Below are 26,170 nucleotides of genomic sequence, written 5' to 3' on the forward strand. Positions count from 1 at the left end.
GCTGTGCTGCGAGCTAAGCATACCGGCGTTACCGGTTGGACCACGGAACACGATAGGCACTGAGAACTGGCCGCCGCTCATCGACATGATCTTAGCCGCGCCGTTAATGATCTGGTCGATGGCTACCAGCGAAAAATTAAAGGTCATGAACTCGATGATCGGGCGCAGGCCGTTCATAGCCGAGCCGATGCCGATACCGGCAAAACCCAATTCAGAGATGGGGGTATCTATCACCCGTTTTGCACCAAATTCATCCAGCATACCCTGGCTCACTTTATAGGCGCCGTTATACTCGGCTACCTCTTCGCCCATCAGGTATATTTTATCGTCTTTGCGCATTTCTTCGCTCATTGCTTCCCGAAGCGCTTCTCTGAATTGTATTTCTCTCATTATGTTTCTAAAAATGAATTTTTCGCGAACGCAAATATAGGGAATGCGTTTGTAAAAACAATTTTGCCGGAGTGTAACAAATGCTTGATTTGACGATTGCCCGACATGCAGCAAACAGTAGGCTCCTACGGAGTCGTTATGCTGGTTTGGTGTCAAGCTATAAACAGGGTATCCCTATGGGATTTGAAATCCGTCGGTGAGAAAAATTAAAGCTCCGGCTGGAGTTCCTGTTTAAGCTATAACCAGGCAATCCCTACAGGATTTGAAACGCGCGGGCGCGAAAAATTAAGGCTCCGGCTGGAGCCGCCTGTTTATAGCCCATTTCAAAATTATCAAAATAGCTCCCATAGGAGCTTCCTCCGGCGATCAGGATGCGGCTTCCAATAATCGTATATATTTGTGGCACAGGTAAAGCGGCACAAGCCCGATAACCCCGAACGAACAATCTATCAGTTGCCAGAAGAAGGGAATGCCACGTATCGACCCGGCAATAAAAGCCAGCGGAAACACGCCGATACAGGCTATCATCCCGAAATGAATGACCCAAATATTCTTCACCGGGTCGCGCAGCGGACCGACAAACACTACTGCGATAACCAGGTGCGCAAATGCCAGCCAGTCGGTGCCGTAACTGAGCCATGGGAATCGGGTGTTGGTGGCTTTTATAGCATGATAAATATGATCTATCCAGTTGCCCATCAGGCTGCCCGGATTAACATGGTCTTTTAAAATTGCCAGTTCGCTTTCCAAAGGAAAGGCCGTGATGCCGCTTAATGCCAAACCTGTGATGACAATCCATAGGCATATTTTGATACGGTGGCGTAAAGTTTTTTCTTTCATGATGCGATGGATCAATTTTAAAAGGGCTGTCATGTTGAGGCTCTCGAAACATGCGGGTCGGCCTTTGCGCTCACCCTTCGAGAGCCTCAGGGTGACACCCGCATATGTTTATTCGTTCAAGCATTCTTTCACCGCCCCCTTCATATCCGGATATTGAAAAACATACCCTGCTTCCAGCAACCGTTTGGGCAAAACCCAACGGCTTTTCAATATCAGTTCGGTTTCGGTGCCAATAACCAGGGAGCCGATGCTGAGCAGCCACGCAGGCGCGGGTAAGCCAAACTTTGCTCCATAAGCCTCGCGAATGAGCCGCATTTGATTGGCGTTCCGTTCGGGATTAGGAGCGGTAGCGTTTACTGCACCTTCTATTTCGGGATGCTCCAACAGCCATTCGGTTATGCCTGCTATATCCTTTTCGTGTATCCACGATACCATTTGCTGGCCGTCGCCTTGTTTGCCGCCAAAACCCAGCTTCACCAAATTCAGCAGCCTTGGAAACACTGCATCGGTTTTGCCGAATACAATGCCTATGCGCAGGGCCACTTTCCGGGTTAACGGTGTTTTTGTGTTGAAGAAGGCGTTCTCCCAGGCCGTACAGATATTGACAGAAAAACCTTTGCCTATCTCACCGGCGTCTTCCGTTTGCGGCATATCTTCCGCATGGCGATAGATGGTAGCCGATGCGCTGTTGATCCAAAGCTTAGGCGGATTTTCCAGTTTAGTAACTACCTCATTCAGAAGGTTTATCGGGTTGATGCGGGAGTCCAGTATCTCCTGCTTGTTTTTGGGTGTGTAGCGGCAATTGACATTTTTACCGCAGAGGTTGACCAGCAGGTCAGCATTTTCCAGTTCGCCTGCCCATTCCCCTTTGGTTTTGCCATCCCATACCAGTGTTTTGACGTTGCCATCGCCGTCTTTTGGGTGGCGGCTGAGGATGATGATCTCGTCGGCCAGCGTTTTGAAATGTTCGGCAAGCACGGTGCCGAGATAACCGTTGCCCCCTGCCAGTACTATTTTGTGGTATTTCATTTTATATAAGGTTTATCTTAGGGTTTCAAGGTAAAAACCAAAATCGCCAGCCATTCCAATAAACAGCATATCGCTGATAAAAGGTTTTGAATTCGCTTACCTGCGGCAGATGATGCACTGATGCATAGGTTTCATATTCTTGTTTGCTATTATGTTTGTTCCATTCACCTGAGATAAGATGGTAGTCGTAATAGTTATTGTCTGATACAAAACATAGATGCTCGTTGCGAACAAGAAAGCTGTCGACGTTAACTTCACTATCAGGCTTTAAGGCGAAATAAGGATTGCCATCAGTGCTATTCATGCTTTTCCAATGACCCAAAGGAATATTAGCTTCATCCCCGAGTCCATGATCTCCGTAGTAAGTAAATGAAAAGACCAGCATCAATGCCGACACCGAAAGATATACTGGTTTAAATTTGATCAACCGTAGGGAATCATTTTTTATTATTTCAGTCAGGACAAATTTTAAGGTCAATATAGTTAAAGCATAAACAGCGGCTTGAATAGCTATTTTAAAGATTTCGAAGCCAAAATGAAATAATGTGAACATTTATATAAGGTTTAGGATCAATAAAAGGATAAGGATACGATAAATTACCCAGCTGATGGTGAGCAGCCAGCCCAGTTTCATCAGTTTGGTGCGACGGATGTGCTCCAAAAACATCAATCCTGCAACGGCCATAAAATACAGCGGATAAACAACCGGCCATATGCGGAAAAAATGCGCTACGAGGATCAATGGTGTTAACAGCAAGGCTCCGGCGAATGATATCGTCATCATATTGCCGAGGTAATCCCAGCGTTTTTTGCGTTCGTAAAAATTGACGATAATACCCTGGAACAGTATCTGCCCGCCGCAGATGGCGTATTCGCGCCAGGCATTTCCCAGCGGAACAAAAGCTGTTAGCAGGTAAGCGTAATGCGTCAGGATAAAACCCGTCATCAGCCAGGTGGAGATCAGGTAAGCTATGCGGTGTTTCAGGCTGAAAGAAGGGTCGATCGTGTTATGATTATCCGCTGCAGAGGGGGCTATCACCCGCCTGTTGTAAGAAACAAACCCATACGCTTTACCCATCAGCCATACGAAAGGTTGAAAAGTAAATAGTTTTCCAAATACCGGAAATGAATTTCCGATCACCTTAAACAAACTTTTTACGCCATATTCCACCTCTCCGGTTTGAGTGTTTACCAGGGCTATCTCGTTAACGGCGCGCTGCCTGTCCACATAAGGGCAAACCGTTTCTGGCATTTGCTGGTAAGGTGCACGGCCATCGGCCCCAAGCATGCCGCTTTTTACAAACTGGTTGGTATACAGCTTGCACATGGGGCAATCGGCGTCGTAAAGGATGATATGGTTGTTCAGCGTTTTCATGTTTTTACATTCTTTAAGGTATTGCAACCAAAGACATAAGACCTGTTATAAATGGAATAAAGCTTACAAACAGGCAAGAGTATTCTTTGCCAAAAACTGATTTAAAAGCGCCTTTTATTATATAGCTGTAGACTGAAACAATAATTAGGGCGAGCACGGCAGGAATATGTACTAAATAAAACGTGTAAATGGTTAACTGTTCCAAGGTTGTACCCAATCGTCCGAAATTCCTGTCCATATTCACAATTAAAAAGCACCATGCGACCAAATATATTGCGGTAACTGTGCCAAAAGCATTGCGGAGTATTCTTCTAATTGTTTTCATAGTGCTATTTTTTTAAATGCACAACTAAAAGCTCGATCAAGTCCAATGATATACAGAGGCCCAATTGGGCAAACCAGAAATAATATTCTGTTTTGAATTCTGACCAAAATCTCTTGTTGATAAAATAGTTGCAAACGGAAACTATGGGTAATAATAGCAAGGCAGGCAAATAAAGAAATACAAAATATATTACGTTAGGGTATGCGAGAAATCCCAATAGATGCAATTCGAATGTTTCAATAAAGAATCCAAGAATACCTAGAATCCCGCCTATGCCTAAGATATACCTTATTATTTTTTTAAAGTAAAACATAACAATTTTTGTTATTGTATTTTCAGGAAAAATTGAAATATAGGATTAAAAAATATATCACTTAAAAATTTTAAATATCGACCCCCAAAACCAGTTCTCTTCAGCCTTTACCATAGTGGTAAGCGTGCGGTCGACGTTTTTAGCCAGTTTGTTGATGTCGCCAACCGATTTTTTAAAAGTTTTATAATGGGCATCTTTCTCGTCGCCTTTAATGGTTGATAGTTCGTTCAATACTTTCAGTACCGGGTCAAGCTCGCGGCGTTTCCGCTCCTGCGCTACCTGGCGCGCAATGGTCCATACATCTTTTTCGGCAAAAAAGTATTCTTTGCGTTCGCCGGCACGGTGCTGCTTTTCAATCAACCCCCAGTTGATCAGGTCGCGCAGGGTCATGTTGGCATTACCGCGGGAAATTTTAAGATCGTCCATGATCTCCTCTGTCGTCAAAGCTTCCGGCGAAAGCAGCAGTAAGGCGTGTACCTGCGCCATGGTGCGGTTAATGCCCCATTCCGAACCAAGCTTGCCCCATGCTTCAATAAACTTCGCTTTGCCTTCCGCTAATTCCATGCACAAATATAAAACATGTTTTTAAACTTTCAAAATATTTTGAAAGTTTATTTTGATGGGATCATGGATTCGTTATTTTATGTCCCCCTTCATCTCTGAAGCGATCTGCAACGCCTTGTAAGCATTTACAATGCCGCCCGTTTTGCAAAGCGAGGTAAAATCGACCAATTCCTGGGTGCCGGGCTTGTAAACTTTAGTGCCGGATAAAGGTACAGCGGATCGCATGATGGCTTCTTTTACCTGCCTGGCGCTTAATTGAGGGTAATATTCGCGTATAAGCGCCGCTATGCCCGATACAATGGGCGCTGAAAAACTGGTGCCGTCATCAGTGATGGTTTCGGCATCCATGTCAATAGAAGTTATTTTAACGCCTGGCGCAAATACATCGACGTTTTTCTGTCCGAAATTGCTGAAATCGGTAGCCAGGACGCTATCTGCCCTTAAACCGGATGCTCCGACATTGATCACATTATCAGCGTCAGCAGCCGAGCCGTCTTCAAAAGTATCATTGGGGTACTCGGGCTTTTCGTCCATGTCCTGGTTCTCGTTGCCAGAGGCCTGCACCAATAGCACATCATGTTCGGCCGCATACTTAAAAGCGGCATCCACCCAGGCTTTGTGGGGCGATATTTTTTTCCCAAAGCTCATATTGATCACCTTTGCGCCATTATCCACCGCGTAGCGGATAGCATTAGCCTCGTCCTTATCATATTCATCGCCAACAGGAACCGCTTTCAGTATCATCAGTTTCACGTTATCCGCTACCCCGTCTATACCATAACCGTTGCCGCGTTTGGCGCCTACTAACCCCGCTACTTCGGTGCCGTGCGATGCATCTTCGTATTTAAGGATATTGTTACCATAAGGCTTATCGTTTAAAATGTCGGGGTTATCACCGACGGTACGCTTACGGGCTTCCAGGTCCGGACTGATATCGTTATTCAGCTTGGTAACGTATTCGTTCATCTCCTTTATCACCTTCACATTGGTGCTGGTGGAAACATCCTGGCTGAAAGCCACCAGCCAAAGATCCTTCACCTGGGCCATGGTATCATTTTTTGTTTCTATCCGCTCAACGTCTTTACGGGTAAAGGTCTGATTGTTTTTTAACCCAAGTTGCGCCCTCACCAAACCAGACGTTTGTACCAGCGCGTTAAATATGGGTGATAGCTGCTCCAGTTCGGTTTTGGCCTTGCTCAGGGTCGAATCGTACTGCGCTTTCACATTCAGCCAAAAATTATATTCCTTTTTATCAGGTGCGGTCGCTTTGGTAAGATGCAGGTACTTGTCTTTCAATTTAAAATATTGCCTTACTTCTTCTTCCGTTTCATTAAAGTCGCATTTACGGCCGGGGCCGCCAAGATAGTTCCAGCCGTGTATATCGCCCTTACCCGTGTTTTTGGGGTTTATCCACAATATTCCCTGCAAATCCTGCTGAAGTGTATCCACCCCGCTGTCGATGATGGCCACCACCACCGGTTTGCTTTCCTTTCCTTTCAGAAAATCATAAGCCTGGCTAAGGCTCACACCAAAAAAACCGTCTTTCTGCAGATCGAGCGCGTACCAGTTTTTGGGCGGATCGGGCTGAGGAGGCGGTAATTGCTGGGCAAAAGAACGGGAGCCGCAAAAAAGCGCGCAAGCGATAAAGCAGCTTATGAGGTATTTGTGGAAATTATGCATGCTCGATATAAGCTACAGGTCGAATTTGATGCCTTGCGCCAATGGTAATTTAGTTGAATAATTAATGGTGTTGGTTTGTCTTCTCATATAAGCTTTCCATGCATCCGAGCCGGATTCGCGACCGCCGCCGGTTTCTTTCTCGCCACCGAACGCCCCGCCTATCTCCGCGCCCGATGTACCTATATTTACGTTAGCAATACCGCAATCAGAACCAGCATAAGACAGAAATTGTTCTGCCTCGCGTAAATTATTGGTCATGATAGAGGATGAAAGCCCCTGCGGGACACCATTTTGCAGCGCGATGGCTTCGTCCAGCGTGTTGTATCTGATAAGGTATAATATAGGGGCAAAGGTTTCGTGCTGAACAATGGCGTAACTATTCTCTACCTCGGCAATGCAGGGTTTTACATAACAGCCCGAGGTATAATCGCCGCCTTCCAGTTTGCCGCCCTCAACAACGAACTTGCCGCCCTCCGCTTTACACTTTTCTATCGAATCAAGATAAAGTTGAACAGCGTCCTTATCTATCAGCGGGCCCATATGGTTATGCTCATCGAGCGGGTTGCCAATACGTATCTGCCCGTAGGCTTTTACCAGTTTTTGTTTGAACTGATCATAAACGCTCTCGTGAATGATAAGCCTGCGCGTAGTAGTACAACGTTGGCCGGCAGTACCTACGGCGCCGAATACCGCGCCTATCAGCACAGTGTCCAGGTCGGCATATTGGCTTACGATGATGGCGTTGTTGCCACCGAGCTCCAGTAAACTGCGGCCTAATCTTGCACCTACAGCAGCGCCTACGGCCTTGCCCATGCGGGTTGACCCGGTAGCCGAAACCAAAGGAACGCGGGTATCATTCGACATGAGTTCGCCAACCACACGGTCACCGATAATAAGACAGGAAACACCTTCGGGCACATCGTTCCGTTCAAAAACTTCCTGCACAATATGCTGGCAGGCAATGGCGGTCAACGGTGTTTTTTCCGATGGTTTCCAAACGCATACGTCGCCGCATATCCAGGCCAGTGCAGCGTTCCATGCCCAAACCGCAACCGGGAAGTTAAAGGCCGATATAATACCAACTATACCCAGCGGGTGATATTGCTCGTACATGCGGTGCTCGGGCCGTTCCGAATGCATCGTCTGGCCAAACAACTGGCGGCTCTGGCCCACAGCCAGGTCGCATATATCTATCATCTCCTGCACCTCGCCATATCCTTCCTGCAGGCTCTTGCCCATTTCGTAAGATACCAAAGCGCCCAGCTCCTGCTTTTTGGCGCGTAATGCTTCGCCCACCTGGCGCACTACCTCGCCACGCTTTGGGGCCGGTACGGTGCGCCATTTTTTAAAGGCTTCGGCAGCCTGTGTTATTACTGTGTTATAATCTGCTTCAGCCGCCATTTGCACCGAGGCAATTTTTTTGCCGTCGACGGGTGAATAGATGGTCTTTATACTGTCACCTTTGCCGCTTCCCCATTTACTTCCCGTACTAAACGCGCCGTTATTGTCGTTAATGTGTAAATGATCAAGAATTTCAGAAATATTAAGGCTCATAATCGTATTTTTGTCAAAGGTAAAAATCTTTAAGGCAATTTGTCATCAACTCACCCTTTGCCGGCAAAGCACCAATGCTTTCCATTTATTATCAGGTCGTTGCAAAAAACCACTGTTAAAAATGTTTGAATGTTGAAAACTTAATTGCCATGAGGATGCTTACATGTTGTAATTTGAGACTGTAAAAGCCAAAAATAAACCCTGATTAACCCCGTAACTATTGGGAGGGCAAATGGCGGCTCGCGTTCTGAAAAATATATTGAATGGAAGAAGACTTTGAATTTGGATTCACCGAAGACCCCAAGTTTTCGGTTGAACGTTACGAAGAAATGATTCGTAATCATGACCAGTATTTTTTTGATGCGCAGGCGTTTGAAAACATTATCGACTACTACATCGAGAAGAATGACCCGGCGAAAGCCCTGCAGGTTGTTGAATATGCCTGCAACCAGCACCCCTTTGCCGCTGTATTCCTGATCAAACAGGCACAACTTATGGTGGTTACCAATCGCGTCAGCGAAGCTTTTGCTTCCCTGGAGAAGGCCGCCCTGCTCGAGGCTTCGGATGCGGATATTTATATCATCCGCGGAAATTTGTACGAGAACATGGAGCGTTATGCCGAAGCGTTGGAAAACTACGAAAAGGCGCTTGACCTGGCCGAAGAAACGGATGAGATACTGCTGCATATTTCCTACGTGTATCAAAATATGGGTGATTACGACACGGCGATCACTTACCTGAAACTTTGCCTGCAGCAGAACATGGAAAACCAGGACGCGCTATACGAACTGGCTTTCTGTTACGACGTAATGGACAACCAGGAGGAGAGCGTGCAGTTTTATATGCAGTACATCGACAGCGAGCCTTACAGCTACGCCGCCTGGTACAACCTGGGAAATGCCTATACCAAGCTTAGTTTGTTCGAGAAGGCTATAGACGCTTATGATTATGCTATTCTTATTAAGGATAGCTTTGCATCCGCCTACTTTAACAAAGGCAATGCGCTGGTTAACCTGGAGAAATATGCAGAAGCCATTGAGGTTTATCGCCAAACTTTCGAGTACGAGCAGCCCAATGCTGATACTTATTGCGCCATTGGCGAATGCTACGAGAAGCTGGAGCAGATGGACGATGCGCGCGCCTTCTACAAAAAGGCCGTGAAAATGGATTCGAAACTGGCCGATGGCTGGTTCGGCATAGGGGTGACGCTTGATTTTGAGGAGCGTTATTTCGAGGCGCTTCATTTCTATAAAAAGGCGCTCGACCTGGATATTGCCAATGCCGATTACTGGTTCGCGATAGCAGATGCCGAATATAAATTGGGCCACCTGGCCGAAGCCGAGCAGGCTTATGAAAAAGTGGTTGAGCTGAACCCGATAGACGTGGATGCCTGGCTGGATTATTCGTCCATCCTTTATGAGCAAAGCCGTTTGGTTGATGCTGTGGAGGTAATGGCGCAGGCGATAAAAAACAACCCGGATTCGGCAGAACTATACTACCGCATGGTAGCTTACCTGTTTGCCGCAGGCGACTATAAAGAAGCGCTGAATCACCTGGAAATGGCCCTGGCAGCCGACCCGGAAAAACATTATATCCTGTTCGACTACCTGCCGCAGTTGCAAAAGAACAAGGTGATCCTGGATATCATTAACCGGTACGCCAAATAAGGTTGCGGCATAAAGGAAAAGGCCCCCTTTACAGGGGGCCTTACCTAATCAACCTCACATATCAGTCTAAAATATCAACCTCACTTATCGTTCTGTTTTTCAATCTCACTTATCCTGGCAGATGGTTCTTTTACGCACCGGGGCATGCGGAAGATTGTCGAAGCGACCATGAAATACCTGTCATGTTTTGTACTACAAAAAGTGGAGTATCAATAACTGTCACCAATATTTTTACATCCGGCAAATCATAATATTAGCTTGTTTTCGTTTTTTTTATGATATTTGCATCATTAGTACTTTTTGTTATAGTCTATAACTAAACGTTACATCTATGAATTACGCCGGCATTCCCGAACTTATTTCATCCCCTATGAACTACCCTTTAAGTAATATTCCCGACCGCACTGCCAAACCCCGCAACAGTGGCATAACCATGGTAATGGACAAGGGGTTAAGTCTGCGGCAGGCCGAGGACCTGGTAGAAGTTGCCGGGCCATATACGGATATCATTAAACTGGGTTGGGCAACATCTTTCGTTACCCCAAACCTGGATGAGAAGTTAAAAATATACCGCGAGGCGGGCATCCCGGTTTATTTTGGGGGCACCTTGTTCGAGGCATTTATTGTGCGTGGCGAGTTTGATGAATACCGCCGCATACTGGATAAATACAAGCTGGAACATGCCGAAGTTTCGGATGGTTCTATCGAGATAGAACATGATGCAAAATGTGAATACATCCGCAAACTGAGCGAACAGGTGACCGTCATTTCGGAGGTTGGATCCAAAGACATCCAAAAGATATTTGCTCCTTATAAATGGATCAAACTGATGACCGCCGAACTGGAAGCCGGTGCGTGGAAGGTAATAGCCGAGGCCCGCGAAAGCGGCAATGTTGGCATCTACCGCGATTCGGGCGAAGTAAGGCAGGGACTGGTTGACGAGATATTAACCCAAATACCTGAAGACAAGATCATTTGGGAGGCCCCGCAAAAAGCACAGCAGGTTTGGTTCATCAAACTGATAGGCGCTAATGTGAGCCTGGGCAATATCGCTCCTGCGGAGGTGATCCCGCTGGAAACACTTCGCCTGGGTATCCGCAGCGATACCTTCGATCATTTTTTGAATCAGTAAAATACATCTGCATACGGGATCAGCCTCTCCGATGAATCGGAGAGGCTTTTTTTATGATGATGGGTTTCAAACTGATAGTTATGTATTATCTTCGGTTATGCCCAATCTGATTGCTGAAGACATTGACAATTTTTATTCTGCTACCTCCGAAGAAGGCCGCCTGCAGCTTGGCCTTGGGCCGTTGGAGTTTGAGCGGAATAAGGAGCTTATCAGCCGATACCTAACCAAAAAGAATGTGGTTGTTGATGTGGGTGGCGGTCCGGGTGTTTATTCGGAGTGGCTGGCGAGCCTCGGGCACGAGGTATATTTGATTGAACCTGTGGAAAAGCATATCAAGCAGGCGCAGAAACGATCTGGAAAAGCCCAAAAACCTTTTAAAGTTATTTTAGGCGAAGCCCAAAAACTGGAGCTGCCGGATAATTTCGCCCACGTTGTCATCCTGCATGGGCCGCTTTATCATTTGCAGAAAGAACCGGAACGGGTAAAGGCGATAAGCGAAGCGAAACGGGTTTTGAAACCTGGCGGTATTGCTTTAGGCTTTGCAATTAATCATTCGGCATCGACCATAGCGGCTTTACTGAACGGTTTTATTCATACCCCCGAGATATTTGAAATGTGCAAAGAGGAGTTGAGATATGGCATGCACACCCCGCCGGTAAACATGCCGGGGGTACTGCCATCGGCATACTTTCATCACCCTGCCGAACTGAAAAGGGAATTTGAAAAGGCGGGCCTTGCCTGCCTGGACACACTGGCGGTGGAAGGACTGATATGGATGGACAAAAACTATTTCGAAAGCCGGTACGATGCCACCAAAAAAGCGAATATGATGGAGTTGATGCAGCTTACCGAAAATGACCAGTCGTTGCTGTCGTTAAGCCCGCATATGATGATAGCAGGGAAGAAGGAGTAATTTGATTGTGGGATATCGCACTCGGCGTTTGACTAAAGCCTGTTGGTTTATTATTCTTCATCCGTTGGCTGAAGCCAACGGCAATAAATATGAAAAGGCTAAATTTATTACCGTCCCATTTATGGGACGGAATCATCAAAGAAGACAAATGGCTTTAGCCCAACAACAGCAATTCTGCCCGCCTTTCATCAAAATCCCATCCATTCTTATTAATATTACGCCATGAAACATTACGGGCTCATTGGCTTCCCGCTTTCGCATTCATTCTCCAAAAAATACTTTACTGAAAAGTTTAAGAGCGAAGGCATTACCGACGCCAAATACGAACTTTATCCCATTGAGCATATCAGCCAATTGGTTCCGTTGCTGCGCGAACACTCCGACCTTTGCGGGCTAAACGTTACTGTGCCGCATAAGGTTAACGTACTCAAATACCTGGACTGGATAGAGCACGATGCCCGCAAGGCAGGCGCAGTAAACTGCATTAGTATTACTGCCGAAAGTCCTGTTGTTGCTGCATTTTCTGGCGAAATAGGTATAAAGGGGCACGATTTCAGGCTGGAAGGCTATAACACGGATATTTATGGTTTTGAAAGATCCCTTAAGCCCTTGCTTAAAAACCGGCACGATAGTGCACTGGTACTCGGCGATGGCGGTGCGGCAAAAGCCGTGAAATGTGTGCTGGATAATTTAGGTATAGCATATAAATGCGTTACCCGAAGGGCTGCGCCGGGGCATATTTTGTTCAGCGAACTGAAGCCGCATCATATCAAAAACAACCTGCTGATCATCAATACGACGCCTTTGGGTATGTCGCCGAACGTAGACGAATGCCCGCCGATACCCTATGAGGCCATCACAGATAATCATTTACTTTACGATTTGATCTATAATCCCGAACAAACCTTATTTTTGAAAAAAGGCGCGGAAAGATGCGCGGCGACAAAAAACGGCTACGAAATGTTAGTGCTGCAAGCCGAAAAATCCTGGGAAATATGGAACTCAAAAGACAAGCATCCATGAGAAAGATATTAGCACTTGTAAGCGCCGTTCTATTGCTGGCTGCATGCAACAGTAACCCGGATTATTCGCCGAAACCGCGCGGTTTTTTTCGCATCAAATTTCCGCAGAAGGCATACAGGCAGTTTGATACCGTTTACCCGTTTACTTTTATTTACCCTAAATATGCCTTTATCGAAAAGGATATGCACCCGCAGCGGAACGACAGCAAACTGGTAAATATGAAATACCTGCTCAATATGCAATTCCCGCAATTCAATGGCACACTGCACCTGAGTTACGAGAGCATTACCTCCAAAAAGGTTTTTGACGAGTTAACCGAAGACGCGCGCACTTTCGCATTTAAACATACGGTAAAGGCCACCTCTATCGAACAGGGTATCATCCACAATTCGGCACGGAAGATATACGGCATCTATTATACTATAGAGGGCAATGCGGCATCTTCCTTACAGTTTTACATAACCGACAGTACCAAAAATTACCTGCGCGGCGCTTTGTATTTTAACAACGAGCCACGACAGGATTCGATACAGCCGGTACTCAGTTTTGTGAAGAAGGACATTGATACCATGCTGAAAACCTTTCAGTGGAAGGGGGAGTGATTTTTGATGCTGAATTGCGGAATCCAAGGCTGTTTGAATGGTCAGATTCGAAATTGAACATTCGAAATTCGAAATAAGAATATGGCTAAATTAAGATCATTCGTCAACAATCCGTACCAGGAAAATACTTATATCCTTTTTGATGAGACACGCGAGTGCTGCATCATCGACCCGGGTATGTACACCGCTTCGGAACAAAATGCAGTGACTAATTTTATCCGGGATAATCAATTAAAGCCCGTATTGCTGTTAAATACGCATTGCCATATCGACCATGTACTGGGTAATAAACTGGTGTCCGATCTTTATGGGTTAAAACCGCAGTTCCACATCGGCGAGTCGCCTGTACTGGCATCAGTGCCTGCTTATGCACCGCAAATGGGTATGCGGTATGAACCATCACCTTTGCCCGATCATTACCTTTCGGAAACAGGCACCGTATCATTCGGCGATACCGACTTGCAATTGATCTTCGCGCCGGGCCACTCGCCTGCGCATCTTTGCTTTTACAATGAGGCTGATAATTTCCTGGTAGGTGGCGATGTGCTGTTCCGCGGCAGCATAGGGCGCTGGGATTTCCCCGGCGGTAATTTTGAAACACTTACCCAAAATATTCGCGAAAAACTGTTCACCCTGCCCGATGACTGTACGGTGTACCCCGGCCATGGCCCTGAAACTACGATCGGTTTTGAAAAAGGGCATAACCCGTTTTTTAGTTAAGTTGTACCTATTACGTCCAACAAATTTGTAGTTTAGCGTCCAACGTACCACACGCATTGAACACCGCCATCTACATAGCCCGCCGTTATCTTTTTTCGAGGAAGAAGATGCATGCCATCAATATCATATCGGGTATATCCATGCTGGGTGTGTTTATAGGTAGTGCGGCGCTCATTGTTATTTTATCGGTTTTCAACGGTTTTGAAAAGGTGATCTTATCGCTTTACAGCAACTTTACGCCCGAAATGCTGATAGCACCCAGGCAGGGTAAGACATTCGATCCCAATACTCCTTATTTCAATGCCCTGCGCCGCGACCCAAAGCTGATATCCTTCACTGAAATACTGGAGGAAAAAGCTTTGATACGCTACGGCACCGATGGCGAATTTATTGGGACCGTAAGAGGCGTTAGCGATGATTTTTTGAAAGATCCGCTGTTGGATAGCACCATTGTAAAAGGGAGTTTTACCCTAAAAAGCAAAGGCCATTTTTATGCGGTTATCGGCGCCACTGTGCAAAGTAAATTATCTGTCAACATTAACGACCAGCTTTCGCCGCTGCAAATATACACCCCCAACCGGCACGCGTCCAGTTCTGCCAACCAGCTTAATGAGTTCGAGGTAAGGTATATTTATCCATCGGGGATATTCAATATCCAGCAGGATTTTAACAACCTTATCATCACCCATATCGATTTTATGCGCGATCTGCTGAACGAGCCCAAAAACATTTCGGCAATTGCCCTCAACTACAAAAAAGGCACCGATCTTGGACTGGTTAAAGACGACCTGACGGACAAGCTTGGCGCAGCGTTCACCATCAAAGACCGTTACGAACAAAATGCCGAATTATACAAAACACTCAACTATGAACGGTGGTTCATTTTCGTGATACTTACGTTTGTGCTCATCATCGCCATATTTAACATTATCGGGTCGTTAACCATGCTGGTTATCGACAAGCAAAAGGACATTGCCATCTTAACCAGTCTTGGAGCGAATAAACGGCTGATACAGGGCATCTTCTTTTCTGAAGGGATGATGATCTCCTTTATTGGTTGTATTGCCGGGATGCTGGTTGGACTAATATTCTGCCTTTTGCAGGAACAGTTCGGCTTCATCAGGTTCGGCGAAGAAATGTCGGCTATAGACGCATACCCGGTTGCGTTAAAGGTTACCGACTTTCTTTTAGTTTTTCTGACCGTAGGCGGCATCTCAACCATCGCATCAGGTGTAAGCGCACGTTTAAGTATCAAAAGGCTGGGAGAGATCAAAGAAGAATTGTAATTTTGGGCATAAAGCTTAAAGCTCTTTTTATAAAAACAAAATTCCGGCATATAGCTTTTAGCTTTATGCTTTTACCTTTCAACCTATAAAATATGGAATCGAAACGTCAGCAAAAATTCGCGGGAGTTATACAACAGGACCTGGCCGCCATATTTCAGCGCGAGGGGATGAACCTTTTGCCAAATACGATGATAACGATCACCAAGGTACGGGTAACCCCCGATCTGGCCATTGCACGTGTGTTCCTAAGCTTTTTCAATAATACCAATAACCAGCTGGCTTTGAATACTATCAAAGCGCACGCATCCGAAATACGCTATAAACTTGGCGCCCGAATTAAAGACCAGGTGAGAATAATTCCGCAGCTTGAGTTTTTTGTGGACGATACGAGCGATTACGTAGAGCGTATGGATAAAATATTCGACAAAATAAGCAAGGAAGAGCGCCAGCCCGACGGAGAATAATACAACGATGTCATTTCCTTTAGAGGTACTTATTGTTAATGAACAAACACACCTTGTTAGAAAACTACATCCGCTCCCACCCTGCAGAGGTCGGCAAGGTGGTTGACTACACGCCTGGAACTGACCTCCTGTACAGATTCGATTTTACAGCAGCGAATACTGAATTAAGCGCGGAAGACATTGAGGACACCAGTCGTTTCAGCGCATGGATAACCACCAAATTAAAAGAAAATAATTGCAGCTACGGTATTGGCGGATACATGGAGCACCGCACTATTTATGCCCGTAGCGCGCATTTTAATACTGAAGACGAGCCACGCCGCCTGCATCTTGGCGTAGATATATGGGCCGGGGCCGGAACGCCGGTTTACGCGCCGATGTCGGGTTATGTGCATAGTTTCCAGGATAATAATAATCACGGCGATTACGGGCCGACTATCATTTTACAGCATGATGTTGATGGGCTTGAGTTGTATTCGCTCTACGGTCATTTAAGCCGGAAAGATTTAGTCGTGCTGCACACCGGGGATAGTATCGAAAAAGGCCAGCAAATTGGCACTTTTGGCAACCAGGACGAGAACGGGCACTGGCCGCCTCACCTGCATTTTCAGCTGATGTTTGATATGGAAGATTTAACAGGCGATTATCCAGGTGTGGCCAAATTTTCTGAGAAAGAGAAATGGTTGAAAAATATTCCTGACCCGAACCTGATCCTGCGATTTCCAAATACGGAATAATAGGTTTATTTTTAATAAACCTAAAATCACATGACACCACGATCTTTTTTTGCTATCATCATTAAGATTACCGGGCTTTACCTCGTAATCGGCGCAGTTGTTTCCATTCCCCAGGTTATTACCGCGTTATTTGCTTATAAGTCTCAATTTAACTATAGCAGCGGGGATGATGTATTAACAATGGGTTCTTTCCTGGTATTTTCTGTCTCCTTTTATCTTGCCGTGATGTATTACTGTGTTTTCAAAACAGAATGGATCATCGACAAACTTCAGTTAGATCAAAACTTTTCGGAAGAAAGATTCGAACTCAATATCCATCGCTCAACTGTTTTAAGAATAGCAGTCATTGTTATCGGGGGTATTATAATAACCGATAGCTTGCCGCTATTGTGCAAACAGGCATTTGAGTTTGTCCGGTTTAACCGGACAGGCGCAGACCTGAAGCAGAACCCTGAAACGGTATGGATGATATTTTATTTTGTTAAAGTTTCGGTCGGCTTTGCTTTGATCTCGGCTAGTCGCCCGATAGTCAATTTTATTGAGTTGAAAAGAAAAAAGCCTGCTCAAAATGAAATAACGGAATAATTTCACCAGCTTTCGGCCTTCTTAATACAAACGGTCAGCTCGGTAGCTATTTGCCGTTGCTCGTCCATATCCGGGTGCGTTCCACAGCCGTGGTAAAACCGTTTGGAGAAAAAATATTTTGATACTTTTTTATCCCCGGCATTATTTACATAAGCAACTACGCCTGTCAAATATTTATGCATGGCGGCGCGCAATGCGTCGTTAGCCATTGGGCTGCTCAGGCAGATGATATCGGCATCAGGGTATCGTTTTCTAACGGTTTGAATAAATTTTACATAAGCGCTACAGAACAGGGTTGAGTCTTGTACGCCATCATTCTGGCCCAGGCAAATGGTAACCACATCGGGCTGGTAACGGCGAAAGTCCCACGCTGTTTTGTTATCACGCAGAAATGTTTTGTCAAATACATCGGGCATTACGATGTCCATATTGCAGCAGCTGTGTGTCAGCCCGATACCTGCCACGGCAGTCAGCTGCCATTGCGCGTTGAGCGCCCTTGACGTTATAGCCCCATAGCTGCGGTAAGCATTATGCTGATCGTACCAGGCGCCGGTATTGCAGGGCGACGCCGCAACATCGATACCTGTACCGGTTGTGATAGAGTCGCCGATGTACTCGATCTTGCGTGTTGGTTTTGACGGTGGCTGCAGCAATTGCTCACAACGGATGCCCGTAAACTCCAGGTACCCAATGCCCGATTCCGTATCTTTACAAATGGTCACTATATGCACTTCATTGGGCAATCCGGCAGCTACTTTGATCACATTGGCCTTACCCGTAGTTTGTACCCTGTACGACGGCTGGTCGTCCACCGCCACCTCGATATAGTTATGCGTGTTACCATCCTTTACCTCGTCATTAAGCAGTATCTCGCAATCGCTTCCTTTAAATTTCGCCCTGATATATACACCCGGCGACCAAAATTTCGGCTTCAGTTTATTAGCGAAATCTATACGTCCAAAATATTGTATCCGCGGGTCATCAGCCTTAAACAACTTTAGTACCGGCTGCTTTGCGAAAACGATATGGCTAAGCAGTATTAAATAGGCAGAAAATAGAATACGGGCCATGTTATGAAAAGAAAAACTTGGCTCAAAATTAACTTTTTGGCATGGTGGGTAGTAATACTATTATAACAAAAACCCGCCGCACAAAGAACATTTGAGCAGTCCGGCTCGCAAAAACTATTTGATCAGCAATTGCTGAAAAGTCACACTATCGCCGCTAAAAGCATCAAAGTCTACCACATGGCCAATGCCGGTTATCGTAGCTTTGTCCGAATGCTGCCATATCAGCCAACGCTTGCTGCCGATCGATCTCATTTCGGGCTGATCGTAATTAGCTACCCATAATGGATAACCATCAAAGAAACCCAGCAGGTAATCCTGGTAAAAGCTCGACCCCGAATAGATAATAGGTTTTATACCGGTTTTCTTCTCGATAAAAGTTAGGAACTCCTTCAGTTGCAGGCGCATTTTATCGGGCGTCATGTGGTTCAGTTCCTCCACATCAACTACCATGGGCAGGTCGCCTTTTTCCACTTTCACATTTTGAAGAAAAAACCTTGCCTGCCACGACCCGCTTTTGGATGGCTTAAAATAGTGATAAGCGCCACATATTATCCCGGCTTTGGCGGCCTCGCGCCAGTTGCGCTGAAAATACGGGTCGACGGACAGGATACCTTCGGTTGCCTTGATAAAGGCAAAAGTAATATGCACACTATCCTCCTCCATCGCCTTCACTTTCTGCCAGTCGATTTTTCCCTGCGCATAGGAAACATCGATACCATGAATGGCATATTTGTCAGGTATCCGGATATTGAAACTGCGGTAAGTACGATAATGCGGGTTGCCGCCGATATCCCTTACCCAGCGCCAGGCTGAGCTAAATCCCCGCAGAACATACCCGTAATAAAATGGAGAAAGCAATACAAGGGCTATACCGGCAATCGTTAATCTAAGTTGAATAGGCCAGCCTTTCTTTTTCTTTTTGCGCGTTGCCGTTTTACGCGCTGGCGATGGCTTTTTTGCAGGGGGTCTTTTAGGCGCGGCCACGGCGCAAAAATAAGAATATAAGCTCGTTCTCACAATATAAAACCCCCTTGCACTCGCTGCTCGGGGGTTTAAACCTAAACCTTATCACAGTTGGCCTGTCAGAACGACGGCCTCATGTACAGCAAATATAATAATGTAACACGCATGTTACAAATAATTCAACGAACTCATTGTGTTTATTCGACGCAGACTATTTTTTGATAGTCACAAGTGGGTTGTATCCGCACGCGCTGCAAATCAGGGTATTATCAATAACAACCTCATGTATTTTAGGTATTGAGCAACATTTCGGCGAGTCAAGTTTCAGGGTGACATGAATGCTGTCGGTAGCCAGGGTGCCGAGTGTCAGTTTAAACGTCTGCGTTGAAGTAGCTATGATCCGCACGAATCGGTTTGCCTTATCCGTGCTATCAACAGTCGCGTAAACATTTTGGCCATCAACCGAGCTGCTCACCTTAAGATCCTCGAATTTGTAGGGCGAACCCGGTGACAGGAAAAGGTCGGCGCCGCTGGTTTTATCTACTATTCGTACCCCAATGGTAGGCGCCACTACAGCAATAGCAGGGCATATGCCGCATTTACTGCTGGCCGGGGTATTTTTACAGGCGCCCCATAACATAGCCGAAGCTGCCAGAACGATAAGGAACCTTTTCATAATTCAATGACTTTAAAATTAATACGTTCATAGCAGCGATCACGATACAGTACATTGATAATCTTTTTCCTGGCGTGTCCAATTGCCATCGTTTCACTTGTTATGCTGGTATAATTCATATATTTATTAACCTGTCCATCGCAAGCTGGACCAAAAATTTACTAAAATGGACGAATACGCATTAATTATGAGGCACGAGGACGGAACGAAGATCGCCTCGCCCGAGCAAATGCAGATCTGGATGAAACAGACCATGGACTGGATAGGTGGTATTGCAGCTAAAAACAAATTTGTAAGCGGTACCGGCCTGCTCTTCGACGGTGCTAAAGTGGTCGGACATGGCGGCATAGTTACCGACGGCCCCTTCGGCGAGATAAAGGAAACTATCGGGGGGCTTATCGTGGTTAAAGCGGCTTCAGTTGAAGAAGCTATTGAATTTGCCAAAGGCTGCCCGGTTTTGCAGGGCGATGGCAACACTATGGAAGTGCGCCGAATCGCGAAAAACGACGGCACGCATTAGAACCATCTTTGTGCCTCCCTATGAAAAAACTTGGTACCAGCTGTGGTTAACTGGCCCCGAAAAGATTAACCACAGCGGGCACAAGGGGGGCAGAGTTCACAAACGTTTTTGAACGCAATGGAGCAACCGGAACTGATACCTCACCTTTTCAGGACAGAATACCGCAAAATAGTTTCGGTACTTTACCGGCGCTTCGGGTTCGGCCAGATGGAAACTGCCGAGGATATTGCCGCCGATACATTCGTTACCGCAGCCCAAACCTGGCCTATGCGTGGTATTCCGCCCAACCCGGTAGCCTGGCTGTATAACGTGGCCCGAAACAAAGCCAAAAACCACCTGCAGCGCGAAACGATCTTTACTAAAAAAATAGAACCTGAACTTACCCACAGCTCTTCCGAATTGTACGAACAGGACATCGACCTTTCACCCCGGAACATTAACGACAGCCAATTGCAGATGATGTTTGCAATTTGCCACCCTGCTATCCCTCCAGAGGCTCAGATCGGTCTGTCCCTTCGTATTCTTTGCGGTTTTGGTATTGACGAGATAGCAGCTGCATTCCTGAGTAATAAAGACACTATTAACAAACGCCTGTTTCGTGCAAAGGAAAAACTCCGCAAAGGGAAGGTCAGGATCGAACTGCCAAACGCCGCTGAATTGGATGAAAGGCTGGAACCAGTGCTGCGCACCATATACCTGCTATTTAATGAGGGCTACTATTCCGTAAGCCAGAAACAGGTTTTGCGAAAGGAACTTTGTTTGGAAGCTATCCGTCTTTGTTATATGCTGATAGACAACACGGAAACCAACAAACCCGGGGTAAATGCGTTGCTGGCCCTGATGCTGTTTCATGCTTCACGGTTTGAGGCGAGGGTGGGTAAAGATGGTGAACTGATCCTTTACGACGACCAGGACACCAGCCTTTGGGATACCGATCTCATCAGTCGGGCCAGCTATTTCTTTCATTGCGCGGCCGGCGGCGATACACTTTCCAAATACCACCTCGAAGCTGGTATTGCCTGGTGGAACACGCAAAAGACCGACTCCGCGGAAAAGTGGGAAAGCGTTTTGCAGCTATATAACCAGCTGCTCGCCATAGAGTATTCGCCGGTGGCTGCACTTAACCGAACTTATGCCCTTTCAAAAACCAGCGGTAAGGAAATGGCCATAAGGGAAGCAGAACAATTGAAGCTGGAAAACTATCCCTTTTATTTTACCCTTTTGGGCGATTTATATACCGGTATCGACACAGAAATGGCGCGTAAAAATCTGCTGAAAGGTCTTTCGATCACTAAAAGCGACTTTGATAAGCAAGCCATCCGGCGAAAAATAGACTTACTATAAGTTTAACCGGTATTACCGGCTGCGGCAGTAAAAAGGTCGTTTTCCGGTTGTTCAACAGTTTTTGCCCGCTTTCCAAAATAATTCCAACCCATTGTCCAATCCTGCAATACCCGGTCGTCATTAGGGTATAAATCAAATACAGAATAAAATGGAACAGAGAATTAGTTTTTTTAACAAAGGGCAAAATGCCATGAAAGTGTTGTTTGGATTCGGTAGTTATTTAAGAAGATCAGACCTTGATCAGCAGCTTTTGCATTTAATAGAGTACAGGGTATCGCAGATCAACGGCTGCGCCTTTTGCCTGGATATGCATTCGAAGGACTTGCGCGCCGGCGGCGAAACAGAACAGCGCATTTATATGCTCGATGCATGGCGCGAAGCGCCATTTTACACGCAACGGGAACGTGCCGCGCTTGCCTGGGCAGAGGCTGTTACCAAACTTACGGATAAAAATGTGCCCGATGATGTTTATCAGCTGGCCAACAGCCAGTTTACCGAGCAGGAACTGGTCGACCTTACCTTTGCGGTTTTGGCCATCAACTGCTTCAACCGCATCAACATAGCCTTCCAAACTCCGGCAGGCGACTACCACCCTGGCCAGTTTGCAACGCAGACGGCGTAAAATTAAACGCAATAAAAAGCCACTCTCCAATGGAGAGTGGTTAGGAATTAGCAGGTCCGGCGGGCTGACAAGCGCACTTCTCATCTTACGCTGCACTCGCTATACCGGGATATATGCGTTTATTTGCTTAATAATTGGTTTAAAATTATCTCCAATTTAGGATCGCTTGGCCGCGGAGCGTCCTGATCAACGATATTGCCTTTTTTATCTATTATCATATATCTCGGTATCGTTTTTAAATTAAATTTATTTGAAAAATCCGTAAAAGCGGCATTCTTTAGTAGGATAAAGCTGAGCTTGTCAGGCAGACCTATGTCGTTTGCCTTATGTTTCCAGGCAGACATGTCCTCGTCTTTTGAAAGATACAGGAATACAATGGGTGCCCCTTTGGTTTTATATTTCTGTGCTAACGAGTGCGAAGCGGGCATTTCTGACAAACAAGGTGCACACCAGGACGCCCAAAAATCGAGGTATATTACGTTGCCTTTTGATTGGCCGAGCAATTGCTCTAAGTTTACAACTTTATTGTTGCCGAGGGACTTTAATTCAACGTTTTTTGAAAGCTTTGCCTGTAGATTTGACCTGTACTTTTCTAAATTTTCAGTTAGATAATTTGCCAGATCAGGATGTCTCGCAACTTTATTAAAAGCAGCAATTTGTTCAATTAAAGTATCCAATTGAGCTTTAGTATCAGGCTTGTAATTTTTCAGATAACCGTAAATGGCGTAATCCTGTATTGCCGGCGGTAGATTTTTACGCATATCATTGATGTATTCGTCAGTGCTTGAAATGTGATGAACTTTATTGATATACAAAATATAATTATTTATCACATTTCTGAAGGTTAAATAATTCCATGACGTGCTATCAGCGTTTTTTAAAGAAGTTAAAACGTTGTCATCGTTTTTTAAAAACCTGGCGTATAATGAAAGCAGCCCAGCCAGTTTGTCATATTCAACGGTCGACTTTGCATCTTTATAAACATCGTTGTGCAATGTATTTTTACGATTTTCAAGAATCTGTTTTTTGCTGGCGTAAAACTTATTAATTGCTTTGATCCCGGTGAGAAAGTCAGTTTTGTTCGAATAGTTCATTGATCCGACATTGAACAAAAGGGTGTCCATCAGATCTATTCGATTTTGTAGAATGGAATTGTTCGAACTCAATGTTGTCCGGCCATTTTTCTTTATGAGCGATACTGTATCTGACGATCTTATTATAAAATATCTTAGATCACTGAAGTCGGGAGTGTTTGTGCTATAAAAGACTATCGGATCTGTGACATCAATGTGTAAAGTATCACTATTGATAAATGGATATAGTTGGGAATTGTTAAAATGATCAATGTAACTAAACTCTTCATTCCTGTTACCTGTGCGATTAATGATCACCAAAGTAGATCGTCTTTTACTTGTCTTTTGATCTGGGTCTCTTGTCTTTTGACCGCTACAGGATAAAAAATGGATTGCAATTAATAATACAAATACAATTTTGGTCATAATAGTTTATATTGATAGTATGCAAACGAATGGTTTTACAACCATTCGTTTGTGAAAATAAATATTATGGGCAGCTGCTGCAGCACCAGGTTGCGGTTTGACAACGTCCGCTAGTAATATTTTCATCGGCCTCGGCTTGAGCAGTTGCCTTGCTAAATGATTGCGGGCTATAAAAACCATTGCAAGAGTATGCGCAAGTCCCGGGTGCAGCGACACCGCCTTTCACATTTTTCATTTGCTCTCTATCGAGCATTTTAAAGTTATTCATGACTTTTTTTAGATTTGTTAATTTTGCTTACTCTTTTCCAAGGTTTTCAGCTTTCCCTTTTTCTTCGGCCGAAAGAAAGTCTTCAAAAAATATATTTTAATTCTTCAATGTCATAGTTTTCAGGCAACCGGTACCCATTTATGAAAATAGTTGGGGTATAGGTAATTTCAACTTCGTCACACCATGTACCCATAGCTTCCATCTTATCATTTTGGTTTACAAGTTCACCGTTCATAAGATATTTTGAGGAAAACAGTTCATAGTCCTTTTTGGGCGCCAAATACCAGTCGTCAAGTGCCTGTTGAGTTTTGGCGCGATCATTTTGTGCTTCAATGGCAAGCAGGTGCCTTACAACTTGAGCGCCACGGTCATCTTTGTTATTTTTTGCAGTGAATATTACCCGCAGATTTACATTTTTATTATAGGTTACTATATCTTCAAGCGTAGGATGTGCTTTGGCGCAAGGGCCACAATAGGGATTGCAAACTTTAATTATCGTATTTTCGGCATTTGGGTCGCCTATAAGAATACCTAATTGCTGCCAATTATCCGTTTTATCCTGTTTGGTTAAAAGCCCATTAAATATGTCAGGATTGTATTGTAACCTTTTGTAAGCATTTTTATACAAATTCTGATCTTTTGCTTTGAAAAAGATGGGCTTCAGGGTATACCATGCCACAATGGGCATCAATAGCGCAAACGCAACCCCGAGCGCAAAAGCGAAGCCATTCGTCGTAAAGAATAGTAACGAATGTACGGGCCTCCAGAAATTGAAAGCGCTCCATATCAGTTCCGCAGCCAGACAAGCCTGAACAGTAAGGCAAAGTAAACACCATTGGTGAACAATTCGCCATTGATAATAAATGCTGAATAAAATATAAGGAGCTGCAAATATGTTCAAAAATGCCAGGCAACCTTTTTTATCAGAAAATGACATGCCCGGCATTAATAATAAAATAGTCGTAGAACAGAAATAGAAAAACCCGATCTCCGACCAGCTTACTCCCCATATTTTCGAGGCTTGGCTGCCTAGCACTGCATCGCAATTGCTTCTGGCACCGGCTGTGCAAATATTCTTCACGAATATGTTGCTTTTGTCTATTTCGTAAACCAGCAAAAAAACAGTTGTAGCAAGTCCGCATAATTTTATAAACGTAATAGGCATATAAGCGAGGCTTTTTGCAGCGATACCATTGGCAACAACTAAGAATAACAGTAACAAAATTGCACTAGTAATAGTGAGTGTTAGTTTATTCTTTTCAATTTTCTCCTTTTTTAGATGGACCTCGAAATCTCGTTCGCCGCTATTTTCATTAAGCTCTGCAAATAAGGCTGTATTTCTGAATTGCTCAATAAATTGCTGCTTTGCAATTTTTTGTGGTCGTTTTAAATTATAAATCAAATCGACTGCGTTATCACTCATCCCTGTCACCAGTACAAAATCGCTTCCCACATCAGGGACGCTCATGTAGGCTATAAATGGTGCCTTTAAATGATCAATTTCATCTGTAGGAACATTATATGCAGCATTTCGAATATTAAACCGATCGAAAGTATCGCTTAAGCTAAATAAACTTGGGTAATAAGGGTTTTCTTCTATAGCGGACTGTAATGATGTTTTTGTTACCGGTATTTTTAATAAGGTTGCGTAAGCAAAAGCGACTTTTTTAAGACTGGAATTAAAGGTTTGGGCCATTTATATATTTAGACTAAAACAGTTGTTACCAATGTCCAGATATTCGTTAGTAATATCAATCCGTTTTTTCACGGCATTTTTACCGTCAAAACACCCAATATTGAAAATCTGACGAGTAAGTACTTGCATATTGAAAAATGAACATCCAACTGTAGGTGCTCGGGGCCTGATAAAGCGGGCGCCAGGCTTGTGCCCTCGGTAGCTGGTTGAACCGGAAGTTTATTTCATAATCGTTCGTCATCGTGAACGTAGTGAAGCATCTATGCCGGATGGATGTTAACCGTAATACATAGTGTTATGAAATAGATTTTTT

General features: G+C 44.9%; 26 protein-coding genes and 1 pseudogene. 13 read left to right on the forward strand and 14 right to left on the reverse strand.

The window, feature by feature from the left end; translation table 11 throughout:
- The 9 genes and pseudogenes from VL525_RS13995 to VL525_RS14035 form a co-directional block, all read right to left on the reverse strand.
- A pseudogene (locus tag VL525_RS13995) lies at positions 1-390 on the reverse strand (alpha-ketoacid dehydrogenase subunit beta); the annotation flags it as partial.
- A 366-nt stretch (positions 391-756) separates the two neighbouring features.
- Positions 757-1,230: a hypothetical protein gene (locus tag VL525_RS14000; protein ID WP_325387650.1), complete on the reverse strand. Its 474-nt coding sequence runs from the start codon at positions 1,228-1,230 to the stop codon at positions 757-759.
- A 108-nt stretch (positions 1,231-1,338) separates the two neighbouring features.
- Positions 1,339-2,259: a TIGR01777 family oxidoreductase gene (locus tag VL525_RS14005; protein ID WP_325387652.1), complete on the reverse strand. Its 921-nt coding sequence runs from the start codon at positions 2,257-2,259 to the stop codon at positions 1,339-1,341.
- A gap of 25 nt (positions 2,260-2,284) precedes the next feature.
- Positions 2,285-2,812 carry a hypothetical protein gene (locus VL525_RS14010; RefSeq protein WP_325387653.1) on the reverse strand — a complete coding sequence of 176 codons (528 nt, stop codon included), beginning with the start codon at positions 2,810-2,812 and terminating at the stop codon, positions 2,285-2,287.
- The gene (locus VL525_RS14015; protein ID WP_325387654.1) at positions 2,813-3,634 is read right to left on the reverse strand and encodes a DUF393 domain-containing protein; all 822 of its coding nucleotides are present in this window, start codon (positions 3,632-3,634) and stop codon (positions 2,813-2,815) included.
- Positions 3,635-3,647: 13 nt separating this feature from the next.
- Entirely contained in the window at positions 3,648-3,959 is a 312-nt protein-coding gene (locus VL525_RS14020) for a hypothetical protein (protein WP_325387655.1), read from the reverse strand.
- A 370-nt stretch (positions 3,960-4,329) separates the two neighbouring features.
- Complete coding sequence (locus tag VL525_RS14025) at positions 4,330-4,836, reverse strand: GbsR/MarR family transcriptional regulator (protein ID WP_325387656.1); 507 nt, start codon at positions 4,834-4,836, stop codon at positions 4,330-4,332.
- 72 nt (positions 4,837-4,908) lie between these two features.
- The gene (locus VL525_RS14030) at positions 4,909-6,516 is read right to left on the reverse strand and encodes a S8 family serine peptidase (RefSeq protein WP_325387657.1); all 1,608 of its coding nucleotides are present in this window, start codon (positions 6,514-6,516) and stop codon (positions 4,909-4,911) included.
- A 12-nt stretch (positions 6,517-6,528) separates the two neighbouring features.
- Positions 6,529-8,070: an aldehyde dehydrogenase family protein gene (locus VL525_RS14035; RefSeq protein ID WP_325387658.1), complete on the reverse strand. Its 1,542-nt coding sequence runs from the start codon at positions 8,068-8,070 to the stop codon at positions 6,529-6,531.
- A gap of 263 nt (positions 8,071-8,333) precedes the next feature.
- Between VL525_RS14035 and VL525_RS14040 the strand changes: the two genes are divergently transcribed.
- The 10 genes from VL525_RS14040 to VL525_RS14085 all read left to right on the forward strand — a co-directional run bounded on the left by VL525_RS14040 (position 8,334) and on the right by VL525_RS14085 (position 17,199).
- A complete protein-coding gene (locus VL525_RS14040; RefSeq protein ID WP_325387659.1) occupies positions 8,334-9,737 on the forward strand; it encodes a tetratricopeptide repeat protein in 1,404 nt (467 codons plus the stop codon).
- Between the two features lie 370 nt (positions 9,738-10,107).
- Positions 10,108-10,869, forward strand: coding sequence for a phosphosulfolactate synthase (locus tag VL525_RS14045; protein ID WP_325387819.1), 762 nt, complete (start codon positions 10,108-10,110; stop codon positions 10,867-10,869).
- Positions 10,870-10,966: 97 nt separating this feature from the next.
- The gene (locus tag VL525_RS14050) at positions 10,967-11,782 is read left to right on the forward strand and encodes a class I SAM-dependent methyltransferase (protein WP_325387660.1); all 816 of its coding nucleotides are present in this window, start codon (positions 10,967-10,969) and stop codon (positions 11,780-11,782) included.
- Positions 11,783-12,004: 222 nt separating this feature from the next.
- Positions 12,005-12,805, forward strand: a complete 801-nt coding sequence (locus tag VL525_RS14055) for a shikimate dehydrogenase (protein WP_325387661.1) — start codon at positions 12,005-12,007, stop codon at positions 12,803-12,805.
- Positions 12,802-13,407: a gliding motility lipoprotein GldD gene (locus VL525_RS14060; protein ID WP_325387662.1), complete on the forward strand. Its 606-nt coding sequence runs from the start codon at positions 12,802-12,804 to the stop codon at positions 13,405-13,407. Before VL525_RS14055 ends, VL525_RS14060 begins: the two co-directional genes overlap by 4 nt.
- An 81-nt stretch (positions 13,408-13,488) precedes the next feature.
- Complete coding sequence (locus tag VL525_RS14065) at positions 13,489-14,127, forward strand: MBL fold metallo-hydrolase (RefSeq protein WP_325387663.1); 639 nt, start codon at positions 13,489-13,491, stop codon at positions 14,125-14,127.
- 56 nt (positions 14,128-14,183) lie between these two features.
- Entirely contained in the window at positions 14,184-15,413 is a 1,230-nt protein-coding gene (locus VL525_RS14070; protein WP_325387664.1) for an ABC transporter permease, read from the forward strand.
- Positions 15,414-15,505: 92 nt separating this feature from the next.
- Positions 15,506-15,877, forward strand: coding sequence for a 30S ribosome-binding factor RbfA (rbfA, locus tag VL525_RS14075; RefSeq protein ID WP_325387665.1), 372 nt, complete (start codon positions 15,506-15,508; stop codon positions 15,875-15,877).
- Between the two features lie 38 nt (positions 15,878-15,915).
- Positions 15,916-16,614, forward strand: a complete 699-nt coding sequence (locus VL525_RS14080; protein ID WP_325387666.1) for a peptidoglycan DD-metalloendopeptidase family protein — start codon at positions 15,916-15,918, stop codon at positions 16,612-16,614.
- A gap of 30 nt (positions 16,615-16,644) precedes the next feature.
- Positions 16,645-17,199: a hypothetical protein gene (locus VL525_RS14085; protein WP_325387667.1), complete on the forward strand. Its 555-nt coding sequence runs from the start codon at positions 16,645-16,647 to the stop codon at positions 17,197-17,199.
- A gap of 2 nt (positions 17,200-17,201) precedes the next feature.
- Here VL525_RS14085 and VL525_RS14090 read toward each other — a convergent pair whose 3' ends face one another.
- The 3 genes from VL525_RS14090 to VL525_RS14100 form a co-directional block, all read right to left on the reverse strand.
- Positions 17,202-18,269: an SGNH/GDSL hydrolase family protein gene (locus VL525_RS14090; protein WP_325387668.1), complete on the reverse strand. Its 1,068-nt coding sequence runs from the start codon at positions 18,267-18,269 to the stop codon at positions 17,202-17,204.
- Positions 18,270-18,383: 114 nt separating this feature from the next.
- Entirely contained in the window at positions 18,384-19,286 is a 903-nt protein-coding gene (locus VL525_RS14095) for a glycoside hydrolase family 25 protein (protein WP_325387669.1), read from the reverse strand.
- Between the two features lie 157 nt (positions 19,287-19,443).
- On the reverse strand, positions 19,444-19,908 hold the full coding sequence (locus VL525_RS14100; RefSeq protein ID WP_325387670.1) for a hypothetical protein: 465 nt from the start codon (positions 19,906-19,908) through the stop codon (positions 19,444-19,446).
- Between the two features lie 166 nt (positions 19,909-20,074).
- Here VL525_RS14100 and VL525_RS14105 point away from each other — a divergent pair, with 166 nt between their 5' ends.
- The 3 genes from VL525_RS14105 to VL525_RS14115 all read left to right on the forward strand — a co-directional run bounded on the left by VL525_RS14105 (position 20,075) and on the right by VL525_RS14115 (position 22,394).
- Entirely contained in the window at positions 20,075-20,428 is a 354-nt protein-coding gene (locus tag VL525_RS14105; RefSeq protein ID WP_325387671.1) for a YciI family protein, read from the forward strand.
- A 117-nt stretch (positions 20,429-20,545) separates the two neighbouring features.
- The gene (locus VL525_RS14110; protein WP_325387672.1) at positions 20,546-21,772 is read left to right on the forward strand and encodes an RNA polymerase sigma factor; all 1,227 of its coding nucleotides are present in this window, start codon (positions 20,546-20,548) and stop codon (positions 21,770-21,772) included.
- Between the two features lie 148 nt (positions 21,773-21,920).
- The gene (locus VL525_RS14115; RefSeq protein ID WP_325387673.1) at positions 21,921-22,394 is read left to right on the forward strand and encodes a carboxymuconolactone decarboxylase family protein; all 474 of its coding nucleotides are present in this window, start codon (positions 21,921-21,923) and stop codon (positions 22,392-22,394) included.
- Between the two features lie 119 nt (positions 22,395-22,513).
- On the opposite strand, the gene VL525_RS14120 is transcribed toward VL525_RS14115, so the two are convergent.
- A complete protein-coding gene (locus tag VL525_RS14120) occupies positions 22,514-23,893 on the reverse strand; it encodes a TlpA disulfide reductase family protein (protein WP_325387674.1) in 1,380 nt (459 codons plus the stop codon).
- Positions 23,894-24,243: 350 nt separating this feature from the next.
- A complete protein-coding gene (locus VL525_RS14125) occupies positions 24,244-25,857 on the reverse strand; it encodes a vitamin K epoxide reductase family protein (protein WP_325387675.1) in 1,614 nt (537 codons plus the stop codon).
- Positions 25,858-26,170: the final 313 nt, after the last annotated feature.

Source organism: Mucilaginibacter sp., assembly GCF_035492695.1.
Lineage (GTDB): Bacteria > Bacteroidota > Bacteroidia > Sphingobacteriales > Sphingobacteriaceae > Mucilaginibacter.